The sequence below is a fragment of the Chelatococcus sp. XZ-Ab1 genome (assembly GCF_029309855.1).
Classification (GTDB): domain Bacteria; phylum Pseudomonadota; class Alphaproteobacteria; order Rhizobiales; family Beijerinckiaceae; genus Chelatococcus_A; species Chelatococcus_A sambhunathii.
The window spans coordinates 85,860-102,090 of the sequence record NZ_JARKII010000014.1 but is presented as its reverse complement, the minus strand read 5'-3'; the positions used below and the strand labels follow the sequence as shown (position 1 = coordinate 102,090).

At 65.2% G+C, this 16,231-nt stretch carries 18 protein-coding genes and 1 pseudogene; 13 read left to right on the top strand and 6 right to left on the bottom strand.

The genetic code is table 11. The features are described 5' to 3' along the window. Positions 1-128, top strand: a pseudogene (locus tag P2T65_RS18570) (IS5/IS1182 family transposase); the annotation flags it as partial. A 53-nt stretch (positions 129-181) separates the two neighbouring features. Here the strand turns inward: P2T65_RS18570 and flhB are convergent. The 6 genes from flhB to motA all read right to left on the bottom strand — a co-directional run bounded on the left by flhB (position 182) and on the right by motA (position 5,031). Beyond that, complete coding sequence (gene flhB / locus P2T65_RS18565; protein WP_055457846.1) at positions 182-1,297, bottom strand: flagellar biosynthesis protein FlhB; 1,116 nt, start codon at positions 1,295-1,297, stop codon at positions 182-184. Positions 1,298-1,383: 86 nt separating this feature from the next. Next, on the bottom strand, positions 1,384-2,433 hold the full coding sequence (locus P2T65_RS18560) for a flagellar motor switch protein FliG (protein WP_055457845.1): 1,050 nt from the start codon (positions 2,431-2,433) through the stop codon (positions 1,384-1,386). Continuing rightward, on the bottom strand, positions 2,433-2,822 hold the full coding sequence (gene fliN / locus P2T65_RS18555; protein ID WP_055457844.1) for a flagellar motor switch protein FliN: 390 nt from the start codon (positions 2,820-2,822) through the stop codon (positions 2,433-2,435). The genes P2T65_RS18560 and fliN overlap by 1 nt, the downstream gene beginning before the upstream one ends. Positions 2,823-2,858: 36 nt before the next feature. Next, complete coding sequence (locus P2T65_RS18550; protein ID WP_055457843.1) at positions 2,859-3,227, bottom strand: hypothetical protein; 369 nt, start codon at positions 3,225-3,227, stop codon at positions 2,859-2,861. Further along, complete coding sequence (locus P2T65_RS18545; RefSeq protein WP_082464677.1) at positions 3,208-4,146, bottom strand: FliM/FliN family flagellar motor switch protein; 939 nt, start codon at positions 4,144-4,146, stop codon at positions 3,208-3,210. Before P2T65_RS18545 ends, P2T65_RS18550 begins: the two co-directional genes overlap by 20 nt. Before the next feature lie 3 nt (positions 4,147-4,149). Continuing rightward, positions 4,150-5,031: a flagellar motor stator protein MotA gene (gene motA, locus P2T65_RS18540; RefSeq protein ID WP_071924198.1), complete on the bottom strand. Its 882-nt coding sequence runs from the start codon at positions 5,029-5,031 to the stop codon at positions 4,150-4,152. Between the two features lie 169 nt (positions 5,032-5,200). Between motA and P2T65_RS18535 the strand changes: the two genes are divergently transcribed. The 12 genes from P2T65_RS18535 to fliR all read left to right on the top strand — a co-directional run bounded on the left by P2T65_RS18535 (position 5,201) and on the right by fliR (position 16,228). Beyond that, positions 5,201-5,986: a DUF1217 domain-containing protein gene (locus P2T65_RS18535; protein ID WP_055457842.1), complete on the top strand. Its 786-nt coding sequence runs from the start codon at positions 5,201-5,203 to the stop codon at positions 5,984-5,986. A gap of 2 nt (positions 5,987-5,988) precedes the next feature. Continuing rightward, entirely contained in the window at positions 5,989-6,714 is a 726-nt protein-coding gene (gene flgF, locus P2T65_RS18530) for a flagellar basal-body rod protein FlgF (protein ID WP_055457841.1), read from the top strand. Positions 6,715-6,721: 7 nt separating this feature from the next. Continuing rightward, positions 6,722-8,044, top strand: a complete 1,323-nt coding sequence (gene fliI, locus P2T65_RS18525; RefSeq protein WP_276200462.1) for a flagellar protein export ATPase FliI — start codon at positions 6,722-6,724, stop codon at positions 8,042-8,044. Between the two features lie 87 nt (positions 8,045-8,131). Next, on the top strand, positions 8,132-9,340 hold the full coding sequence (locus P2T65_RS18520; RefSeq protein ID WP_055457839.1) for a flagellar hook protein FlgE: 1,209 nt from the start codon (positions 8,132-8,134) through the stop codon (positions 9,338-9,340). Between the two features lie 33 nt (positions 9,341-9,373). Continuing rightward, positions 9,374-10,786 carry a flagellar hook-associated protein FlgK gene (flgK, locus tag P2T65_RS18515; protein WP_071924196.1) on the top strand — a complete coding sequence of 471 codons (1,413 nt, stop codon included), beginning with the start codon at positions 9,374-9,376 and terminating at the stop codon, positions 10,784-10,786. A gap of 5 nt (positions 10,787-10,791) precedes the next feature. Further along, a complete protein-coding gene (locus P2T65_RS18510) occupies positions 10,792-11,838 on the top strand; it encodes a flagellar hook-associated family protein (RefSeq protein WP_276200461.1) in 1,047 nt (348 codons plus the stop codon). 21 nt (positions 11,839-11,859) lie between these two features. Beyond that, positions 11,860-12,207 carry a flagellar biosynthesis regulator FlaF gene (gene flaF, locus P2T65_RS18505; RefSeq protein ID WP_276200460.1) on the top strand — a complete coding sequence of 116 codons (348 nt, stop codon included), beginning with the start codon at positions 11,860-11,862 and terminating at the stop codon, positions 12,205-12,207. Then, positions 12,204-12,650 (top strand): flagellar biosynthesis repressor FlbT, encoded by a 447-nt coding sequence (gene flbT, locus P2T65_RS18500; RefSeq protein WP_276200459.1) that lies wholly within the window; start codon positions 12,204-12,206, stop codon positions 12,648-12,650. Before flaF ends, flbT begins: the two co-directional genes overlap by 4 nt. A gap of 29 nt (positions 12,651-12,679) precedes the next feature. Then, entirely contained in the window at positions 12,680-13,081 is a 402-nt protein-coding gene (gene flgD, locus P2T65_RS18495) for a flagellar hook assembly protein FlgD (RefSeq protein ID WP_055457835.1), read from the top strand. Positions 13,082-13,085: 4 nt separating this feature from the next. Further along, positions 13,086-13,352 carry a flagellar biosynthesis protein FliQ gene (fliQ, locus tag P2T65_RS18490; RefSeq protein ID WP_055457834.1) on the top strand — a complete coding sequence of 89 codons (267 nt, stop codon included), beginning with the start codon at positions 13,086-13,088 and terminating at the stop codon, positions 13,350-13,352. A gap of 36 nt (positions 13,353-13,388) precedes the next feature. Then, a complete protein-coding gene (flhA, locus tag P2T65_RS18485) occupies positions 13,389-15,476 on the top strand; it encodes a flagellar biosynthesis protein FlhA (RefSeq protein WP_276200458.1) in 2,088 nt (695 codons plus the stop codon). After that, positions 15,473-16,228: a flagellar biosynthesis protein FliR gene (gene fliR / locus P2T65_RS18480; protein WP_276200457.1), complete on the top strand. Its 756-nt coding sequence runs from the start codon at positions 15,473-15,475 to the stop codon at positions 16,226-16,228. The genes flhA and fliR overlap by 4 nt, the downstream gene beginning before the upstream one ends. Positions 16,229-16,231 lie beyond the last annotated feature (3 nt).

Below are 16,231 nucleotides of genomic sequence, written 5' to 3'. Positions count from 1 at the left end.
TCTTCAACAAGATCAAACACTTCCGCCGTATCGCCACCCGCTTCGACAAGACGGCGGAAAACTTCCTCGCCGCCGTGAAGCTCGCGTCCATCCGCATCTGGCTACGCGGTTATGAGTCTACGGCCTAATAGACGACGATATCCCGTTCTAAATGATCTCTTTTACATGCGCGGCCGGTGGCTCACTTCAGCAGGGGCCGGTCCATGCTGTGCGGCCGCGGCTGGGCGCCGTTGCCGCCTTCGCGGGTGTAGACGTAGTAGAGCACCTGCGCGACGGCCTTGAAGAACTCGGGCGGGATCATGCGGTCGACTTCCGCGGCGTCGTAGAGGGCGCGGGCGAGCGGCTTGTCCTCGATGATGGGAATGTCATGCTGGGTCGCGATTTCGCGGATCCTGAGGGCGATGAGGTCCTGGCCCTTGGCGACGACAAGGGGGGCGCCGCCTTCCTCGCGCACGTAGCGCAGGGCGACGGCGAAATGGGTCGGATTGGTGATGACCACGGTCGCCATCGGCACCGAGGCCATCATGCGCTTGCGCGACTGGTCGAGCGCCATGGAGCGCATGCGCGACTTGATGAGCGGATCGCCCTCGGCCTGCTTGAACTCGTCCTTCACTTCCTGGCGCGTCATGCGCAATTCGCGGTGCCAGCGCAGGCGTGCCCACACGAGGTCAGCCGCAACGAGCAGGATGGTGGCGACACAGACGGCCGAGACGAGCCGCAGTGCGATCGTCAGCAGCGTTTCCGGCAGGAGGCTCGGATCGGTGAACATGGCATTTATCGCCCGTGATTGCTCCGAGCCCAGCAGGATGAGGCACGCCAGGCCGACGACTGTGAACTTGAACAGGGATTTGAAAAATTCAACAAATCCCTGCTTGCCGAAAATCCGTTTGAAGCCGGCTGTCGGCGATATGCGCTGCCACTTCGGGCGGATGCGCTCGCCCACCACGCGCGGAGCGTTCTGGAAGAGGGATGCACAGGTGCCCGCTATGGCAATGACGATGACGATGGGCAAGACGAATTGCCCCGCATCCCAGGCGACGGCCTGCATCAGCACGGATGCGTCATGGCCATTCGCCAGCGAGAATCCGCCGGGCGTGTCGATTAGGCGTGTCAGCCGCTCGCCGAGCTGCGCCCCGTTGTCCCGCGTCAGGAACGAAAAGGCGATGAGGATTGCGCCGAGCGAGGCGAAGATCGACGTCTCGCGCGAATAGGGCACATTGCCCTTGTCGAGCGCGTCGCGGACCTTCTTCTCGGTCGGCTCTTCGGTCTTGCTGTCCTGATCGGGCTGCTCGGCCATGGCGTGCGCCTGGCGGCACCCTCACTCGTCCCGCCGGCCGGAGCCGTCCGGCCGTGCTTCCTGTCCGCGGCGCCCGTGCGCTCGGCTCAGCGAATGAAGGCGTCGTCGTCTCCTTCGGGGTTGAGGTCGATCTCGCCGCGCCCGGCGAGCTCGAGCGCCAGGTCCGTGATGGTGCGCCGCGCCTCCAGAACGTCGCGCTGGGCCGCCGGCTCGCGGCCGTTGAGCTCGTGCTCGACCATGCGGCGCACACGGGAGGCGAGTGAGGACAGGATGATCTCGCGGAAGGACTGGTCCGTGCCCTTGAGGGCCAGCACGATCCTGTCGTTGGGGATCTGGTCGAACAGCAGCGTGCGCGCCGCCGGCGTGAGATTGACGATGTCGTCGAAGGTGAAGAGCAGCCCTTTGAGGATTTCCGCCGACTTCGGTCGGGTAGCGCTGAGCGAGTTGAGCACGTCCTCCATATGGTCGCGTTCCATCTTGTTGATGATATCGGCCATCTTGGCGTGCGTATCCGCGCCCGCATTGCGGGAGAAGTTCAGCATGAAGTCTTCGTGAATAGTGCGCTCGATGATGCGCATCGTTTCGTCGACGATGGGCTTGAAGGTCAGCATGCGACGCATGATGTCGTTGCGCATGTCTTGCGGCAGCTGGCCCATGGCCTTGGCCGCGCAGGCCGGCTTGACCTTGGAGAGGATGAGCGCGGCCGTCTGCGGATGCTCCTTGAGGAGATAGCTCGCGAGCACGTTCTCGGAAACATTGGAGATACGGTCCCAGATCGAGCGGTTGGAGTTGCCCATCAGGCCGGACATGATCTCGGCGATTTGCTCGGGCGGCAGCACGCCTTGCAGCAGCTTCTCCACTTCGCTCGCCGTGCCGAAGAGATTCTTGCCGGTGGCGAACTGGGCCGCGAACTCTTCGACCAGGGCTTCGATCTGCGGCGCGGGGATGGGGCCGAGTTCGGCCGCCGTGCGTGTGATCTCCTTGATCTCCTCGGACGTGAAGTGCGTGAGCAGCCGGCCCGCGGTCGGCTTCTCCATGGCAAGCAGCAGCGCAGCTACCTTCTCGATGCCGCGCGTCAGCGTCCCGCGCGGCACGATCGGTTGCGGCGCCTTCGAGGGGATTGCCGTCGCCGCCATCAGCTGCCGAGCTCGGATCCGGGCGGGCCGACGATCTCGGTCAGCGACACGCCGAAGCGAGAATTGTCGTCCTCGACCACGACCACTTCGCCGCGGGCGATGACGCGGCCGTTGACGACAACGTCGACGGGCTCGCCGACGCGGTGATCGAGCGGCACGATGGCGCCGCGCCCGAGCTTCATGAGGTTTGCGACCGGCATCGTCGCCGAGCCGAGGACCACCTGCATGACGACCGGGATGCGCAGGATCGTGTCGAGGTTGCGCGGGCTGCCGAGCGGCTCGTCCTTGCCCGTCGCCCTACGCGGCTCGGTGCCCTGGGCGAACAGGGCCTCGTCGTGGGAGGCGGGCTCGCCGAGCCCGTCAAAGTCGTCGTCCGACTTCTGGTTCATTCGATCACTTCCTCGTCTTGCGCCGGTGCAGGAGCGTCACGCCGTCGTGTCCTCGCCGACGAGCCGCAGGGTGGCGCGTCCGCCCCCGGCCGGATGTTGGGCGGCCTTCTCCAGATTCGCCAGCGTGTCGTGCGCGGCAGCGATGCCTGCGTCGAGGCTGGCGAGCGTCTTGCGGGCCTCGTCGATGCGCATGGCGAGCTCAAGGAGGGTCTTCTGGCCATCGGTGGTGAAGCTGCCCATGGAGTGGCCGGCCGCCTTCAGCGCGTCCGCCGTGGCGTCGAGGGTGCGCTTGTAGTCGTAGTGGTTGCGGTCGAAGTGGCGCAGCTTGAGATAGGTCGCCAGCACGCAGGCGCTCGTCAGGGCGAGGGCGGCGAGAAGGACGTAGTCAACGAGAGAGGACGTCATCGATAAACTCCTGCTCCTGATCGATGTAGTCCTCCACGCGCAGCATGTAGGACCCGTCGGATTGGCCGAGGCGGCACCAGAAGAGCGGCTGGTCGTTGCCTTCGAGCTTGACGCGGCTGCGCGGCGTTGCCTGCAATTCGATCACCTGCCCGATCTTTAGATCGGCGATGTCGCCGAGCGCCATTTCCCGCTCCTCGAGCACGGCTCGGAGCTTCACTTCGGTGCGGCTCACCTCGTTGCGGATCTGCTCCGTCCAGCGCGGGTCGCGCGTAGAATTGTCGCCGGAGAGCACGCGCGCCAGCGTCTGGCGCATCGGGTTCAGGGCCGACTGCGGGATGATGACGAACATCTCGCCGCCGCGATTAAGGGCCTGCAGCAGAAACTTGGAGACGACGGCGAGGTTGTTGCGCCGGCCGATCACCGCGAAGTCCATGCGCGTCTCGAGGCGCTCGAACTTGAAGCGCGCGTCCGACACCATCGAGAACGAAGCCTGCAGGGCCTTACCCACCTGCTCGAAGATGGCCATGGAGATGCGCATCTCGATATTGGTGAAGCCGCGCTCGTCGTCGACGGGCGGCTCGGTGCCGTCGGCGCCGAGCAGCACCTCGACCATGGTGAAGACGAAGTCGCGGTCGAAGCCGACGAGGATCTCGCTGTCCCATTCCGGCACGTTGAAGACGCCGGCGACCGCGTTGGCTTCGTAGATCTCGAGGATATCGCTGACGCGACCGCTCTCGATGGTCGAGAGCGAGAAATAGGACGGCGAGGCCGAGAGGTGGCGCAGGTTGTCAGCGCAATACGTGGCCATGCGATCGAAGATCACATGCAGCATCGGCAACCGGTCGAGCGACAGGCCGGCCGCGTCGAGAAGCCTGTCGCGAATGTCGTTGCTGACGGCCTGGCTCATGCTGTTGTCCATGGATCAGGCAGCCTCCGCTGCGGCCGCATCGTTGCGGCCGATGACGGTCTCGTTCTCCACCTCGTCGATGGTCGGCCGCTCGGGCGCAGAGATGGCCTTGCGGCCGTGCTCCAGGGCGATCTGCGGCAGGGCGCCGTTCATGTAGGCGAGCAGCGTCTGCTTGACGATGATGTAGATGCGGGCCTGCTTCTCGCGTGTCAGCTTGATCTTCTGTGCGAGCGGGGTGAGCACGGCATAGGATGTGAAGATGCCGATGAAGGTGCCGATGAGCGCCGCCCCGATGAGGCTGCCGAGGATGGCTGGTGACTGGTCGATGGCACCCATGGCTTTGACGATGCCGAGCACGGCCGCCACGATGCCGAGGGCGGGCAGGGCTTCCGACACCACGGTGAGCGAATTGTAGGGCTTGAGCTTGTGCCGGCGCATGGTGACGAGTTCCTCGTCCATCAGGGACTCGATCTCGTGCGGGCGGGCGTTGCCGATGATGAGCAGGCGCACGTAGTCGCAGACGAAGTTCGTCAGTTCCTGGTTCTTCAGCACGCGCGGAAAATTGTTGAAGATCGGCGAGTTGTGCGGATCGTCGATATGCGCCTCGACCTCGTTGCGGGCCTTGCTGCGCAGTTCGCGCAGCAGGTTGAAGAGGAGGCCCAGGATGGCGAGATAGTCGTCGCGCTTGGGCACGTCGCCGGCGATCGCTTCCTTGATCGCCTTGCCGGTGTCCTTCACGGTCGACATGGGATTGGCGATGATGAAGATGCCGAGGGCGATGCCGCCGATGATGACGAATTCGAACGGCTGCCAGATGACGGACACCTTGCCGCCGAGCGCCATGAACCCGCCGAGCATCGAGCCGATGGCGATGATCAGGCCGATGAAGAAACTCAAGTCCGATCTCCTCCGCTTGTCGGCGTGATGATTGCCAGTCCCTCCCGCTGGGCGGCGATGGCCGTTTCCTAGCCTGCGAGGCTTGCGCGGGGCTGAAAGCGGGTGGGGCGGCGCAAGGTCAGGCTCGGGCAAGCTAGAGGGTTCAACCTCCTCGCAGGAGGCTGCCGCAATGCTTTCGACCCTCGTCAGCTATCAGATGCTCACAAAGGACTTGGCGCGCTCGCTGGAGCGCACGGCGTCGGCGCCGCTCGTCTCGCGCGACAGCGAATATTATCTGGAGAACATCAAGAACGTGAAGTCGATCGACGACTTCCTGGGGGATCATCGCCTCTATTCGTTCGCCATGAAGGCTTTCGGCCTGGAAGACATGATCTATGCCAAGGCATACATGCGCAAGGTGCTGACGGAAGGTGTCGACGACAGCAAGAGCTTTGCCAACAGGCTCGCCGACAAGCGTTTCGCCGAATTTACCAAGACCTTCAACTTTGCACGCTACGGCGAGACGACGACAGTCTTCTCCTCGACCCGCGAGGGCACTGTCGAGCGCTATGTCCGCCAGCAGCTCGAGGAGGAGGCGGGGGCACAGAACGAGGGCGTGCGCCTTGCGCTCTACTTCGCGCGCAAGGCGCCGGAGCTGAAATCCGTCTACGGCATCCTGGCCGACAGGGCTTTGCTAGCAGTGGTCCAGACCGCGCTCGGCATCCCCCAAGAGGCGGCGTCGGCCGACATCGAGGTTCAGGCCAAGATGATCGAGGCCAAGATCAACTTCGAGGACTTCAAGGATCCCGAGAAGCTTGACAAATTCTTGCAGCGGTATGCGGCCGTCTACGACGCCGTCAACAGTCCGGTGACCGTTTCGGCGCCGGTGCTCACGCTGTTCGGTAACAGCGGGCAGACGGCGGGCATGGGCGTCGACCTTCTCATGAGCCTGCAGAAGATCAAGACGGGACTGTAACAATGCAAGCTGCGCTCTATGTCGGGCTTTCGGCGCAGGTCGCGCTGGAGCGTCGGCTCAATACCATCGCCCAGAACGTCGCCAACATGTCGACGGCGGGCTACCGTGCCGACGAGGTGAAGTTCGAGACCGTCCTGTCGCGCACGGCGCGGGACTCGGTCGCCTTTGCGACGAGCGGCGAGAACTTCATCTCGCGCCGCGCCGGCGGTATCACGAAGACTGACAATCCGCTCGACCTCGCCATTGACGGGGAGGCATGGTTCGCCATCACGACGCCGGTCGGCATCGTTCACAGCCGCGACGGCCGCCTGCAGATCGGCAACGACGGCCTGCTTCGGACCGTGACGGGCTATCCGGTCCTCGACGTCGCCGGAGCGCCGATCATGATCGACGCCGAAGCCGGTCCTCCGACCGTCGGCCGCGACGGCACGCTGAGCCAGAACGGCCAGCAGATCGGCGCCATCGGCCTCTTCACAATCGCGCCGGGGGCCGATCTCGAGCGCTTCGAGGCATCGGGCGTCATCGCGCGGACGGGTGTCGCACCTGTCCAGGATTTTGTCGCCAATGGCGTCGTGCAGGGCTATGTCGAGGAATCGAACGTCAATCCCATCATGGAGATGACGAAGCTCATCGCTGTCTCGCGCGCCTTCGACAACGCTTCGACAGCCGTGAACGATGGCGAATCCTCGCTGCGCGAGGCTATTCGCAGCCTCGGCCCGTCGAGCTGAGCCGCTTATGAACCCGCTCGAGCGGCTGGCCGCCGTCGTTTCGGCCGGTGCCCAGGAACTGCCGAGCGTGCGCGTCGGCGGTGTGGTGCGGGAGGTGACACCGACCTATTATCGTGTGGCTGGTCTCTCCCGTTTCCTCAAATTGGGCGATCGCGTCGCGCTGTGCGCCGGCGGGCGTGAGCACGCCGGCGAGGTCGTGCGCATCGACGACAGCGGTGCGACGGTCAAGCCTTTCGACGGCTATGTCGATATCGGCATCGGCGCGCGCGCCTATCGCCTCGGCACCATGGCCCTGCGCCCGCACGAGAGCTGGAAGGGACGCGTGATCAACGCCCTCGGCAAGGCGGTGGACGGGCTCGGGCCGCTGGGTGCCGGTGAGCGCGCCATGCCGGCCGACGCGCCGCCGCCCTCGGCCATGACCCGCGGGCGGGTGACGAAGCCGCTGCGCACGGGGGTGCGCGTCATTGATCTCTTCCTGCCCCTCTGCGAGGGTCAGCGCATCGGCATCTTCGCCGGTTCGGGTGTCGGCAAATCGACGCTCCTGTCCATGCTGGCCCGTGCCAGCGGCTTCGACACGGTGGTCGTCGCCCTTGTCGGCGAGCGCGGTCGCGAGGTGCGCGAGTTCCTGGAGGGGCCGCTCGCCGCGAGCCGCGACCGCGCCATCACCGTCGTCTCCACCGGCGACGAGAGCCCGATGATGCGGCGCCTCGCGCCGCGCACGGCCCTCAGCATCGCCGAATATTTCCGGGACCGGGGCGAGTCCGTCCTGCTCATCGTCGATTCCGTCACGCGCTTCGCCCATGCGGCACGCGACGTTGCCCTTTCGGCCGGCGAGCCTGCCGTGGCGCGCGGCTATGCACCGAGCGTCTTCAGCGACCTGCCGAAGCTCCTGGAGCGGGCAGGACCGGGCGAAGAGGGCAGCGGTACCATCACGGGCGTCTTCTCCGTGCTCGTCGACGGCGACGACCACAATGACCCCGTCGCGGACAACATCCGCGGCACGCTCGACGGCCATATCGTGCTCGACCGGGCGATCGCCGATCAGGGCCGCTATCCGGCGGTCAACGTGCTCGCTTCCATCTCGCGCCTCGCCGACCAGATCTGGTCGGGCGACCAGAAGGAGCTGGCGCTGCGCCTCAAGGGCATGATCGCCCGCTTCGAGGACACCCGCGACCTGCGCCTGATGGGCGGTTACCAGACCGGCTCGGATGCGGCGCTCGACCAGGCGGTGACCCTGGTGCCGCGCATCTACGACGCCCTGCGGCAGGACCCCGGCATGCCGCCGAGCGTCGACGCATTCGGCGAGCTTGCGCAGGTTTTGCGCCAGTAGCGCCGGGCGGCTGCCGGCAAGCGGCAGCTTCACGCAAGCTTTTGCCCGTTTACTGGGGGCAACCACGGATAGCGAGGATAGGGTCCCATGAGCCTTTATGGTGTGCTGCGCACCGGCGTGTCCGGCATGAACGCCCAGTCGAACAAGCTTGGTACCGTTGCCGACAATATCGCCAACGCCAACACGGTCGGCTACAAGCGCGCCTCGGCGGAGTTCTCCTCGCTCGTGCTCTCCTCGGGCAAGGGCAGCTACAACTCGGGCAGCGTCGTCACCAACATCCGCTATTCCATCAGCCAACAGGGGCCGCTGGTCTTCACGACGTCCTCCGCCGACCTTGCGGTGCAGGGAAACGGCTTCTTCGTGGTGTCGGACGAAGGTGGCACACCCTATCTGACGCGTGCCGGCAGCTTCGTGCCCGACAGCGAGGGCAATCTCGTCAACACGGCCGGCTACTACCTGATGGGCTACCCGCTGACGAACGGCAACCCGAACGTCACGCTCAACAGCCTCGACGGTCTCGAGCGCGTCAACCTCGCCAACCTGGCGATGTCGGCGAACCCGACAACGCAGGGTTCGCTCGGCGGCAACCTGCCGATCGCCGCGGCAGCGGGGGACACGTTCCAGTCCTCGCTCATCGTCTATGACAACGTCGGCAACAAGGTGCAATTCAACGTCACTTTCGAGAAGACGACCAATTTCGACCCGCTCGCTCCCGCCAACCAGCAGTGGCAGGTCACCATCGACGGCGTCCAGCCTGCAGGCTGGACGGCCGGCCCGTTCACCCTCACGTTCGACACGTCCGGCCAGATCGTCGCCGGCGCCGCGCTAACGCCGATCAACATCCCCAACGGTCAGGCGATGACGCTCGACCTCTCGGGTATGCAGCAGCTCGCCTCCGACTATGCTCCGCTCGACCCGATCGTCAACGGCAATGCTCCGAGCCAGGTCGACAAGGTGGAGTTCGGCAAGGACGGCACGGTCTATGCCGTCTACGAGGACGGCACGCGCATCGCCACCTATCGCATCCCGCTCGCCAACGTACCGAGCCCCGACAAGCTCACACCGGAGGCCGGCAACGTCTATTCGGCCAGTATCGAGTCCGGAAATGTGCAGGTTGGCTTTCCTGGTCAGGCAGGGCTCGGCTCCATCCTTTCAGGCGCGCTCGAGCAGTCCAACGTCGACATGGGCGAGGAGTTGACGGCCATGATCGAGGCGCAGCGCAACTACACGGCCAATTCCAAGGTGTTCCAGACGGGTTCCGAGCTGCTTGACGTTCTCATGAACCTCAAGCGCTGACGGGACCCAGCCAGTCTTGCCGGAGCCCTCGTCATGAGCCTTTCCGTCGCCCTCAACACGGCCCGCTCGTCATTGCTGACGACCTCGACGCAGATCGCCGTGTCGGGAGCCAATACCAGCGGGGCGCTCGATCCGAGCTACTCGCGCAAGATCGCGATGTCCGTCACGGCCGGCGACGGCAGCGTGCGCATCGTCTCCATCGGCCGAGCGGCCGACACTTCGCTCTACTACCGCATGCTCGATGCCACGTCGCGCACGGCCGCGAGCCAGGCGCGGCTCGAGGGGCTCGATAAGCTGCATCAGACGGTGGGCGACACGGAAGATGCGCGCTCGCCGGCGGCGCGCCTCGGCAAGCTGCTCGACGCGCTCAACCAATATGCCAACGCGCCGCAGGACAAGGTGCTGGCTGGCCAGGTGCTGAGCCAGGCGAGTGCGCTCGTCACGACGCTCAACGAGGCCGCCAAGACCGTTACGACGACTCGCCAGGAGGCGGACGCCGAAATCGCCAAGTCGGTCACGCGCGTCAACGATCTGCTGGCGCAGTTCGAGGAGCTTAACCGCGCCGTCGTGAAAGGCACGGCGACGGGTGCCGACACAACTGACCTGCTCGACAAGCGCGATGCCGTCCTCGCCCAGATCTCGGAGGAGATCGGGGTTAACGTGGTCACCCGCGAGAACAACGACATGGTGCTCTATACGGACGGCGGCGTGACGCTGTTCGAGACGAGCGCCCGCAAGGTCGAGTTCACGCCGACGCTGGTCTATGGCGCGACGACTGTGGGCAACCAGGTCGTCATCGATGGCGTGCCCGTCACCGGCAACACCACGATGCCGCTACGCTCGGGCCGCATCGTCGGCCTGATGGAAGTGCGCGACGTGACGACGGTCGCCTACCAGAACCAGCTCGACGAGATTGCTCGCGCCGTCATCGAGATCTTCGACACCGGCACGGCAGCGGGCGGCCTCTTCACGCAGGTCGGCCTGCCCGCGGGCGGCGGACTGCGCCCGGGCCTTGCCGCCGACATTCGCATCAACGCGGCCTACGATCCCGACCAGGGCGGCTCGCTTGACGAATTGCGCGACGGCGACACCAACCCGACCGGCGATGCCAGCTATTCGGCCAGGCTTTTCGATCTTGTCGACCGGTTCAACGCGATCCGCGGTTTCGATCCTGCCGCGGGCATCCAGACAAGCGGCTCACTGGCCGATTTCTCAGCCTCCTCCGTCGGCTGGCTTGAGGCCCGGCGCTCGGGCGCAAAGACCGATGCCGCTTATCAGGAGACGGTGCTGGCCCGTGCCTCCGATGCACTGTCGACCGCAACCGGGGTCAATCTCGACGACGAACTCGCGCTGCAGCTCCAGCTCGAGCGCTCCTATTCGGCAGCCTCGCGCCTCATCGCGGTGATCGACGAGATGCTGCGCTCACTCCTCGAGGCGGTGAGGTAAGCGCCATGAAGACGACGTTCATCTCCACGTATTCGCTGCTCAACTCGCCGCGCTCTTCGCTGGTGCGCATGCAGGCGGATGCGGCGCGCTACAACCAGGAGATCGCCACTGGCCGGCATGCGGACGTAGGTCTCACGCTCGGCGGCCGGACGAGCCAGGCCGTGTCGCTGCGGGCCGAATACGACAACCTGACGGCGATGATCGACGCCAACAGCCGCACCAAGACACGGCTCGACGTTACGGTCGAGGCGCTCGGCAACATCCGCGAGATGGCGGACGAGTTCCAGGCCGAGCTCCTATCGGTGCCGCATGCGCAGCGCGGCAGCGAGGTGATCCGCAATGCGGCCCGCGACAAGCTTGCGGCGCTGATCGGGAGTCTGAATTCCGCCGTCGACGGCCAGTTTCTTTTCGGCGGCACCAACAGCGGTGTCACTCCGATCAACGACTATGCCGCGGGCTCCGCCAGCAAGGTCGCAGTCGATGCGGCTTTCTTCGCCGAATTCGGCTTCGCGCAGGATGACCCGGCTGTCGCCAACATCTCGGCGGCCGCCATGGCGACTTTCCTCGACAACGCCTTCTCCGATCGCTTCTTCGTCGATGCGAACTGGCAGGCGGACTGGTCCAACGCCGTCGACAGCGTCCAGCGCAGCCGTATCTCGCAAAGCGAGACGCTCACCTCCTCCGTGTCGGCCAACGAGGCGGCCTTGCGCCAGCTGGCCGCCGCCTACACGATGGTCTTCGATCTCGGCAGTGACAAGCTCAACACGGATGCGCTGCAGGTGGTGATCGACAAGGCAACGGAACTGATGGGCGGTGCCATCGCCCAGATCATCGACATCGAGGCGCAGATGGGCGTGGCCCAGAACCGGATCGAGACGGCCAATACCAACATGGAGGCGCAGAAAAAGATCCTCGCCACCCGTGTCGGGAAGCTGGAGGATGTCGATCCTGCCGAGGCGAAGGTGCGGCTCGACGCTCTCCTGACGCAGATCGAGATGTCCTATTCCCTGACGGTTCGCCTGCAGAGCCTCAGCCTGCTCAGATATCTGTAAACCTGCTAGTGAGGCGGACGGATGTATCGGCATTCCTATGCGGAAATCCTCGATGACGCGGCTTCGGAGGGGCGGGCGCGCGAGCGCATGGCCTTCGATCACGCCATCGGGCTCATGCAGGCGGCCGAGGCGAAAGGCGTCGATTCGCGCGAGGCCGTGGAGGCGATCTTCTTCCTCAACCGCTTGTGGAGCCTGCTGATCGAGGACCTGGCGAGCGACGAGAACGGCTTGCCTAAAGAACTGCGCGCGAGCCTCATCTCGATCGGCCTTTGGGTTTTGCGCGAAGCGCAGCGCCTCAGGCAGGAGACGGTCGGCAGCTTCGCCGCTCTCATCGAAGTCAACTCCGCCATTCGGAACGGTCTTGCATGAAGCGTTCGATGCAACTGTCGCTGCGCGCCGGCGAGCGCCTCTACATCAACGGCGCGGTGCTGCGGGTTGATCGCAAGGTTTCGATCGAGCTGCTCAACGACGCGACCTTCCTCATGGAAAACCATGTCCTGCAGATCGAGGACGCGACGACGCCGCTGAAGCGCCTCTACTTCGTCCTGCAGACGATGTTGATGGACCCGGCGACGGCGCAGGAGACGTTGAAGCTGTTCCGTCAGCTCTTCGATCTCGTTCCCTGCAGCTACAGTCAGACGCCCGAAGCCTCCTTCCTCGCGACGCTCGAGAAGGTGCGAAGCCTTGCCGAGGAGGGCCGGCCCTTCGAGGCCATGCGCGTCCTGCGCGGTCTCTATGCCGACGAACTGCCGCTTCTCGACGAGCACGAGCGGGAGGCCGAGGAGCCGCGCTTGCGCGAGCGGGCTGGCTAGGCCCTCGGCCAGATACCGGGAGAAAACCCATGACCGTATCCTCCGTATACAACGTGACGAACACGACGCAGACCAGTCAGTCGGCGGGTACGTCGAAGACGTCGGTAGACTACGACACCTTCCTGAAGCTCCTCGTCGCCCAGCTGAAGAACCAGGATCCGACGGAGCCGATGGATTCGACCCAGTACATGGCGCAGCTCGCCACCTTCTCGCAGGTGGAGCAGAGCGTGATGATGAACAAGAAGCTCGATTCCCTGCTCGTCGCCAGCTCCCTGCAGCAGATCGACGGGATCATCGGACGTACGCTGACGACGGCCGACGAGAGCATCTCCGGCAAGGTCAAGTCGGTCTGGATCTACGACGAGGGCGCCGTCGCGGAGCTCGAGGACGGCACGCGCGTTCTGCTGGGCCCTGGCGTCAATATCAGTTGAAGCCATGAACGAGGCTGATGCACTCGATATCGTCCAGGCGGCCATCTGGACGATCATCATCGGGGCGGGGCCGGCCGTCGCCGCGGCGATGCTGGTCGGCATCGGCATTGCGCTCCTGCAGGCACTCACACAGGTGCAGGAGATGACGCTGACCTTCATTCCGAAGATCCTCGCCATCTTCGTGGTCATTGCGCTCACCGGCTCGTTCACCGGGGCGCAGATCTTCGCCTTCACCGAACAGGTCTACGGCCGCATCACCACCGGCTTCTGAGGCGGCGGGCCGGCGCGGCGAACGAGGGAACAGGCGATGTCGGACGTGACGGTGGGGCAGGCGACGGCTGGCGGGCGCAGGGGGCTCGATGTCGGTTTCGCCATCGGCATCATCGCCATCCTCACCATTCTCTTCCTGCCGGTTCCCACGATCCTCATCGACATGGGCCTTGCCCTGTCGATCGCCTTTTCCGTGCTCATCCTCATGGTGGCCTTGTGGATCCACAAGCCGCTCGAATTCTCCGCCTTTCCACAGGTGCTGCTCATCGCCACGATGCTGCGCCTGGCGCTGTCCATCGCCACCACCCGCCTCATCCTTGCCCATGGCGACCAGGGCGTGACGGCTGCCGGCCACATCATCAATGGCTTCTCGCAGTTCGTGATGAGCGGCGACTTCGTCATCGGCATCGTCGTCTTCCTCATACTCATCACCGTCAATTTCCTCGTCATCACCAAGGGTGCGACGCGCATCGCGGAGGTGGGCGCCCGCTTCACCCTCGATGCCATCCCCGGCAAGCAGATGGCGATCGACGCCGACCTGTCGGCGGGCACCATCGACGAGAAGGAGGCGCAGCGCCGCCGGCGCGAGCTCGAGGAGGAGAGCGCCTTCTTCGGCTCCATGGACGGTGCCTCGAAGTTCGTGCGCGGCGAGGCGGTGGCCGGCCTGATCATCACCGCCGTCAACATCTTTGGCGGGATCATCATCGGCGTCACGCGGCACAACATGTCGCTGGCTCAGGCCGCCGACGTCTTCACCAAGCTCTCGGTCGGGGACGGCCTTGTCTCGCAGATTCCGGCCCTCATCGTCTCGCTGGCGGCCGGGCTCCTCGTCTCCAAGGGCGGCACGCGCGGCTCGGCAGAGCAGGCGGTGCTCGGCCAGCTCGGCACCTATCCCAAGGCGCTGTTCGTGGCAGCCGGCCTCATGTTCACGATGGCCCTCGTGCCGGGCCTGCCGTTCCTGCCGTTCGTCGCGCTCGGCGGCCTCATGGCCTTCGTGGGCTACGCCATCCCCCGCCGCATTGCCGAGCGGGAGGCCCAGGCCGCCGCCAAGGTGAAGGAGAAGGAGGAGCAGGCGAAGCGCGAAGCCCAGGATTCGGTCAAGGAATCGCTCAAGACGGCCGAGATCGAGCTGTGCCTCGGCAAGCAGCTGTCGATGAAGCTGCTCAACGCCCACGGCGAGCTTGCACACCGGGTCGGCAAGATGCGGCGCAAGTTCGCGCAGCAGTACGGCTTCGTCGTGCCCGACATCAAGTTGACCGACACGCTGTCGCTGCCCGGCAAGACCTATCAGGTCAAGATCCACGGCACGGTCGTCGCGACCCAGGAAATGCGCATCGGCGAGATGCTCGTCGTCACTGGCGACGGCCCGCAGCCGGACGTGCCGGGGGAAATGACGCGCGAGCCGGCCTTCGGCATCAAGGCCATGTGGGTGGCGGAGACCTATTCGAACGAAGTGCGCCGACAGGGCTTCACCACCGTCGACAATGTCTCGGTGCTCCTGACACACCTTAGCGAGATCATCCGCAACAACCTCTCGCAGCTCCTGTCCTATAAGGACATGCGCGGGCTGCTCGATCGCCTCGATCCGGAGTACAAGCGCCTGATCGACGATATCTGCCCGGCGCAGATTTCCTATTCCGGCCTGCAGGCGGTGCTGAAGCTGCTGCTGGCCGAAGGCGTCTCCATCCGCAACCTGCACCTCATCCTGGAGGCCGTCGCCGAGATCGTGCCGCATGCGCGCCGATCCGAGCAGGTGGCCGAGCACGTGCGCATGCGCATCGCGCCGCAGATCTGCGGTGATCTCGCGGAGAACGGCGTTCTCAGCGTGCTGCGCCTCGGCAACCGCTGGGACCTTGCCTTCCACCAGAGCCTGAAGCGCGACGCCCGCGGTGACGTCGTCGAGTTCGACATCGACCCGCGCCTCGTCGAGCAGTTCGGCAACGAGGCCTCGCAGGTCATCCGCCGGCACCTCAACGAGGGCGCCACCTTCGTCCTCGTCACGGCGCCCGATGCCCGGCCTTACGTGCGCATGATCGTCGAGCGGCTGTTCCCGACCCTGCCGGTGCTGTCGCACGTGGAAATCGCGCGGGGCATCGAGATCAAGTCGCTCGGAACGATCTCGTGAGCGCCCAGCTTTCGCAGTCGCTCCTCGCCGTTTTCCTGATCTTCTGCCGCATCGGCGGCTGCCTCATCGTCGCGCCCGGCTTTTCGAGCGCGCGCGTGCCGACGCGGGTGCGCCTGTTCATCGCGCTCACCGTCTCGCTCGCGCTGACGCCGCTGCTCATCGGGCCCGTCGGCGCGCGGGTGGGCGATGCGGCTCCGGCCGACATGCTGCGCCTGATCGCCACCGAAACCTTCACCGGCTTCGTCATCGGCTTCCTGGCGCGGCTGTTCTTCATGGCGCTCGAGACGCTGGCGGTCACCATCGCCATGGCCATCGGCATCGGTGGCATGCTCGGCACGCCGGTCGACGACGGCGAGGGCCTGCCCTCGCTTGCGACGCTGATCACCCTGACGGCGGTCGCGCTCGTCTTCTTCGCCGACCTGCACTGGGAGCTGCTGCGGGGGCTCGTCGCGTCCTACCAGCGGCTGCCGCCGGGAGAGACCTTCGGCTCGCGCCTGGCGCTGACCGAGGTCGTCGACAAGCTGACAGACGCCTTCCTCATCGCGCTGCGCATCAGCAGCCCCTTCATCATCTATTCCCTGGTCATCAACTTCGCCATCGGCGTCGCCAACAAGCTGACGCCGCAGCTGCCGATCTACTTCATCATGATGCCGCTGGTGATCGGCCTCGGCCTGCTGATCTTCTACCTCCTCTTCCGCGAATACATGACCCTCTTCATGCTCGGCTTCGCCGAGTGGCTCCGGAACGGATAGCCC

Coding starts and splice junctions, on each gene's coding strand:
- flgF (WP_055457841.1), top strand. CDS start 5,989: ATGCAAGCTGCGCTCTATGTCGGGCTTTCGGCGCAGGTCGCGCTGGAG.
- P2T65_RS18520 (WP_055457839.1), top strand. CDS start 8,132: ATGAGCCTTTATGGTGTGCTGCGCACCGGCGTGTCCGGCATGAACGCC.
- flaF (WP_276200460.1), top strand. CDS start 11,860: ATGTATCGGCATTCCTATGCGGAAATCCTCGATGACGCGGCTTCGGAG.
- P2T65_RS18510 (WP_276200461.1), top strand. CDS start 10,792: ATGAAGACGACGTTCATCTCCACGTATTCGCTGCTCAACTCGCCGCGC.
- fliQ (WP_055457834.1), top strand. CDS start 13,086: ATGAACGAGGCTGATGCACTCGATATCGTCCAGGCGGCCATCTGGACG.
- flhB (WP_055457846.1), bottom strand. CDS start 1,297: ATGGCCGAGCAGCCCGATCAGGACAGCAAGACCGAAGAGCCGACCGAG.
- P2T65_RS18550 (WP_055457843.1), bottom strand. CDS start 3,227: ATGACGTCCTCTCTCGTTGACTACGTCCTTCTCGCCGCCCTCGCCCTG.
- fliI (WP_276200462.1), top strand. CDS start 6,722: ATGAACCCGCTCGAGCGGCTGGCCGCCGTCGTTTCGGCCGGTGCCCAG.
- flgD (WP_055457835.1), top strand. CDS start 12,680: ATGACCGTATCCTCCGTATACAACGTGACGAACACGACGCAGACCAGT.
- P2T65_RS18535 (WP_055457842.1), top strand. CDS start 5,201: ATGCTTTCGACCCTCGTCAGCTATCAGATGCTCACAAAGGACTTGGCG.
- flbT (WP_276200459.1), top strand. CDS start 12,204: ATGAAGCGTTCGATGCAACTGTCGCTGCGCGCCGGCGAGCGCCTCTAC.
- P2T65_RS18560 (WP_055457845.1), bottom strand. CDS start 2,433: ATGGCGGCGACGGCAATCCCCTCGAAGGCGCCGCAACCGATCGTGCCG.
- flgK (WP_071924196.1), top strand. CDS start 9,374: ATGAGCCTTTCCGTCGCCCTCAACACGGCCCGCTCGTCATTGCTGACG.
- fliN (WP_055457844.1), bottom strand. CDS start 2,822: ATGAACCAGAAGTCGGACGACGACTTTGACGGGCTCGGCGAGCCCGCC.
- P2T65_RS18545 (WP_082464677.1), bottom strand. CDS start 4,146: ATGGACAACAGCATGAGCCAGGCCGTCAGCAACGACATTCGCGACAGG.
- flhA (WP_276200458.1), top strand. CDS start 13,389: ATGTCGGACGTGACGGTGGGGCAGGCGACGGCTGGCGGGCGCAGGGGG.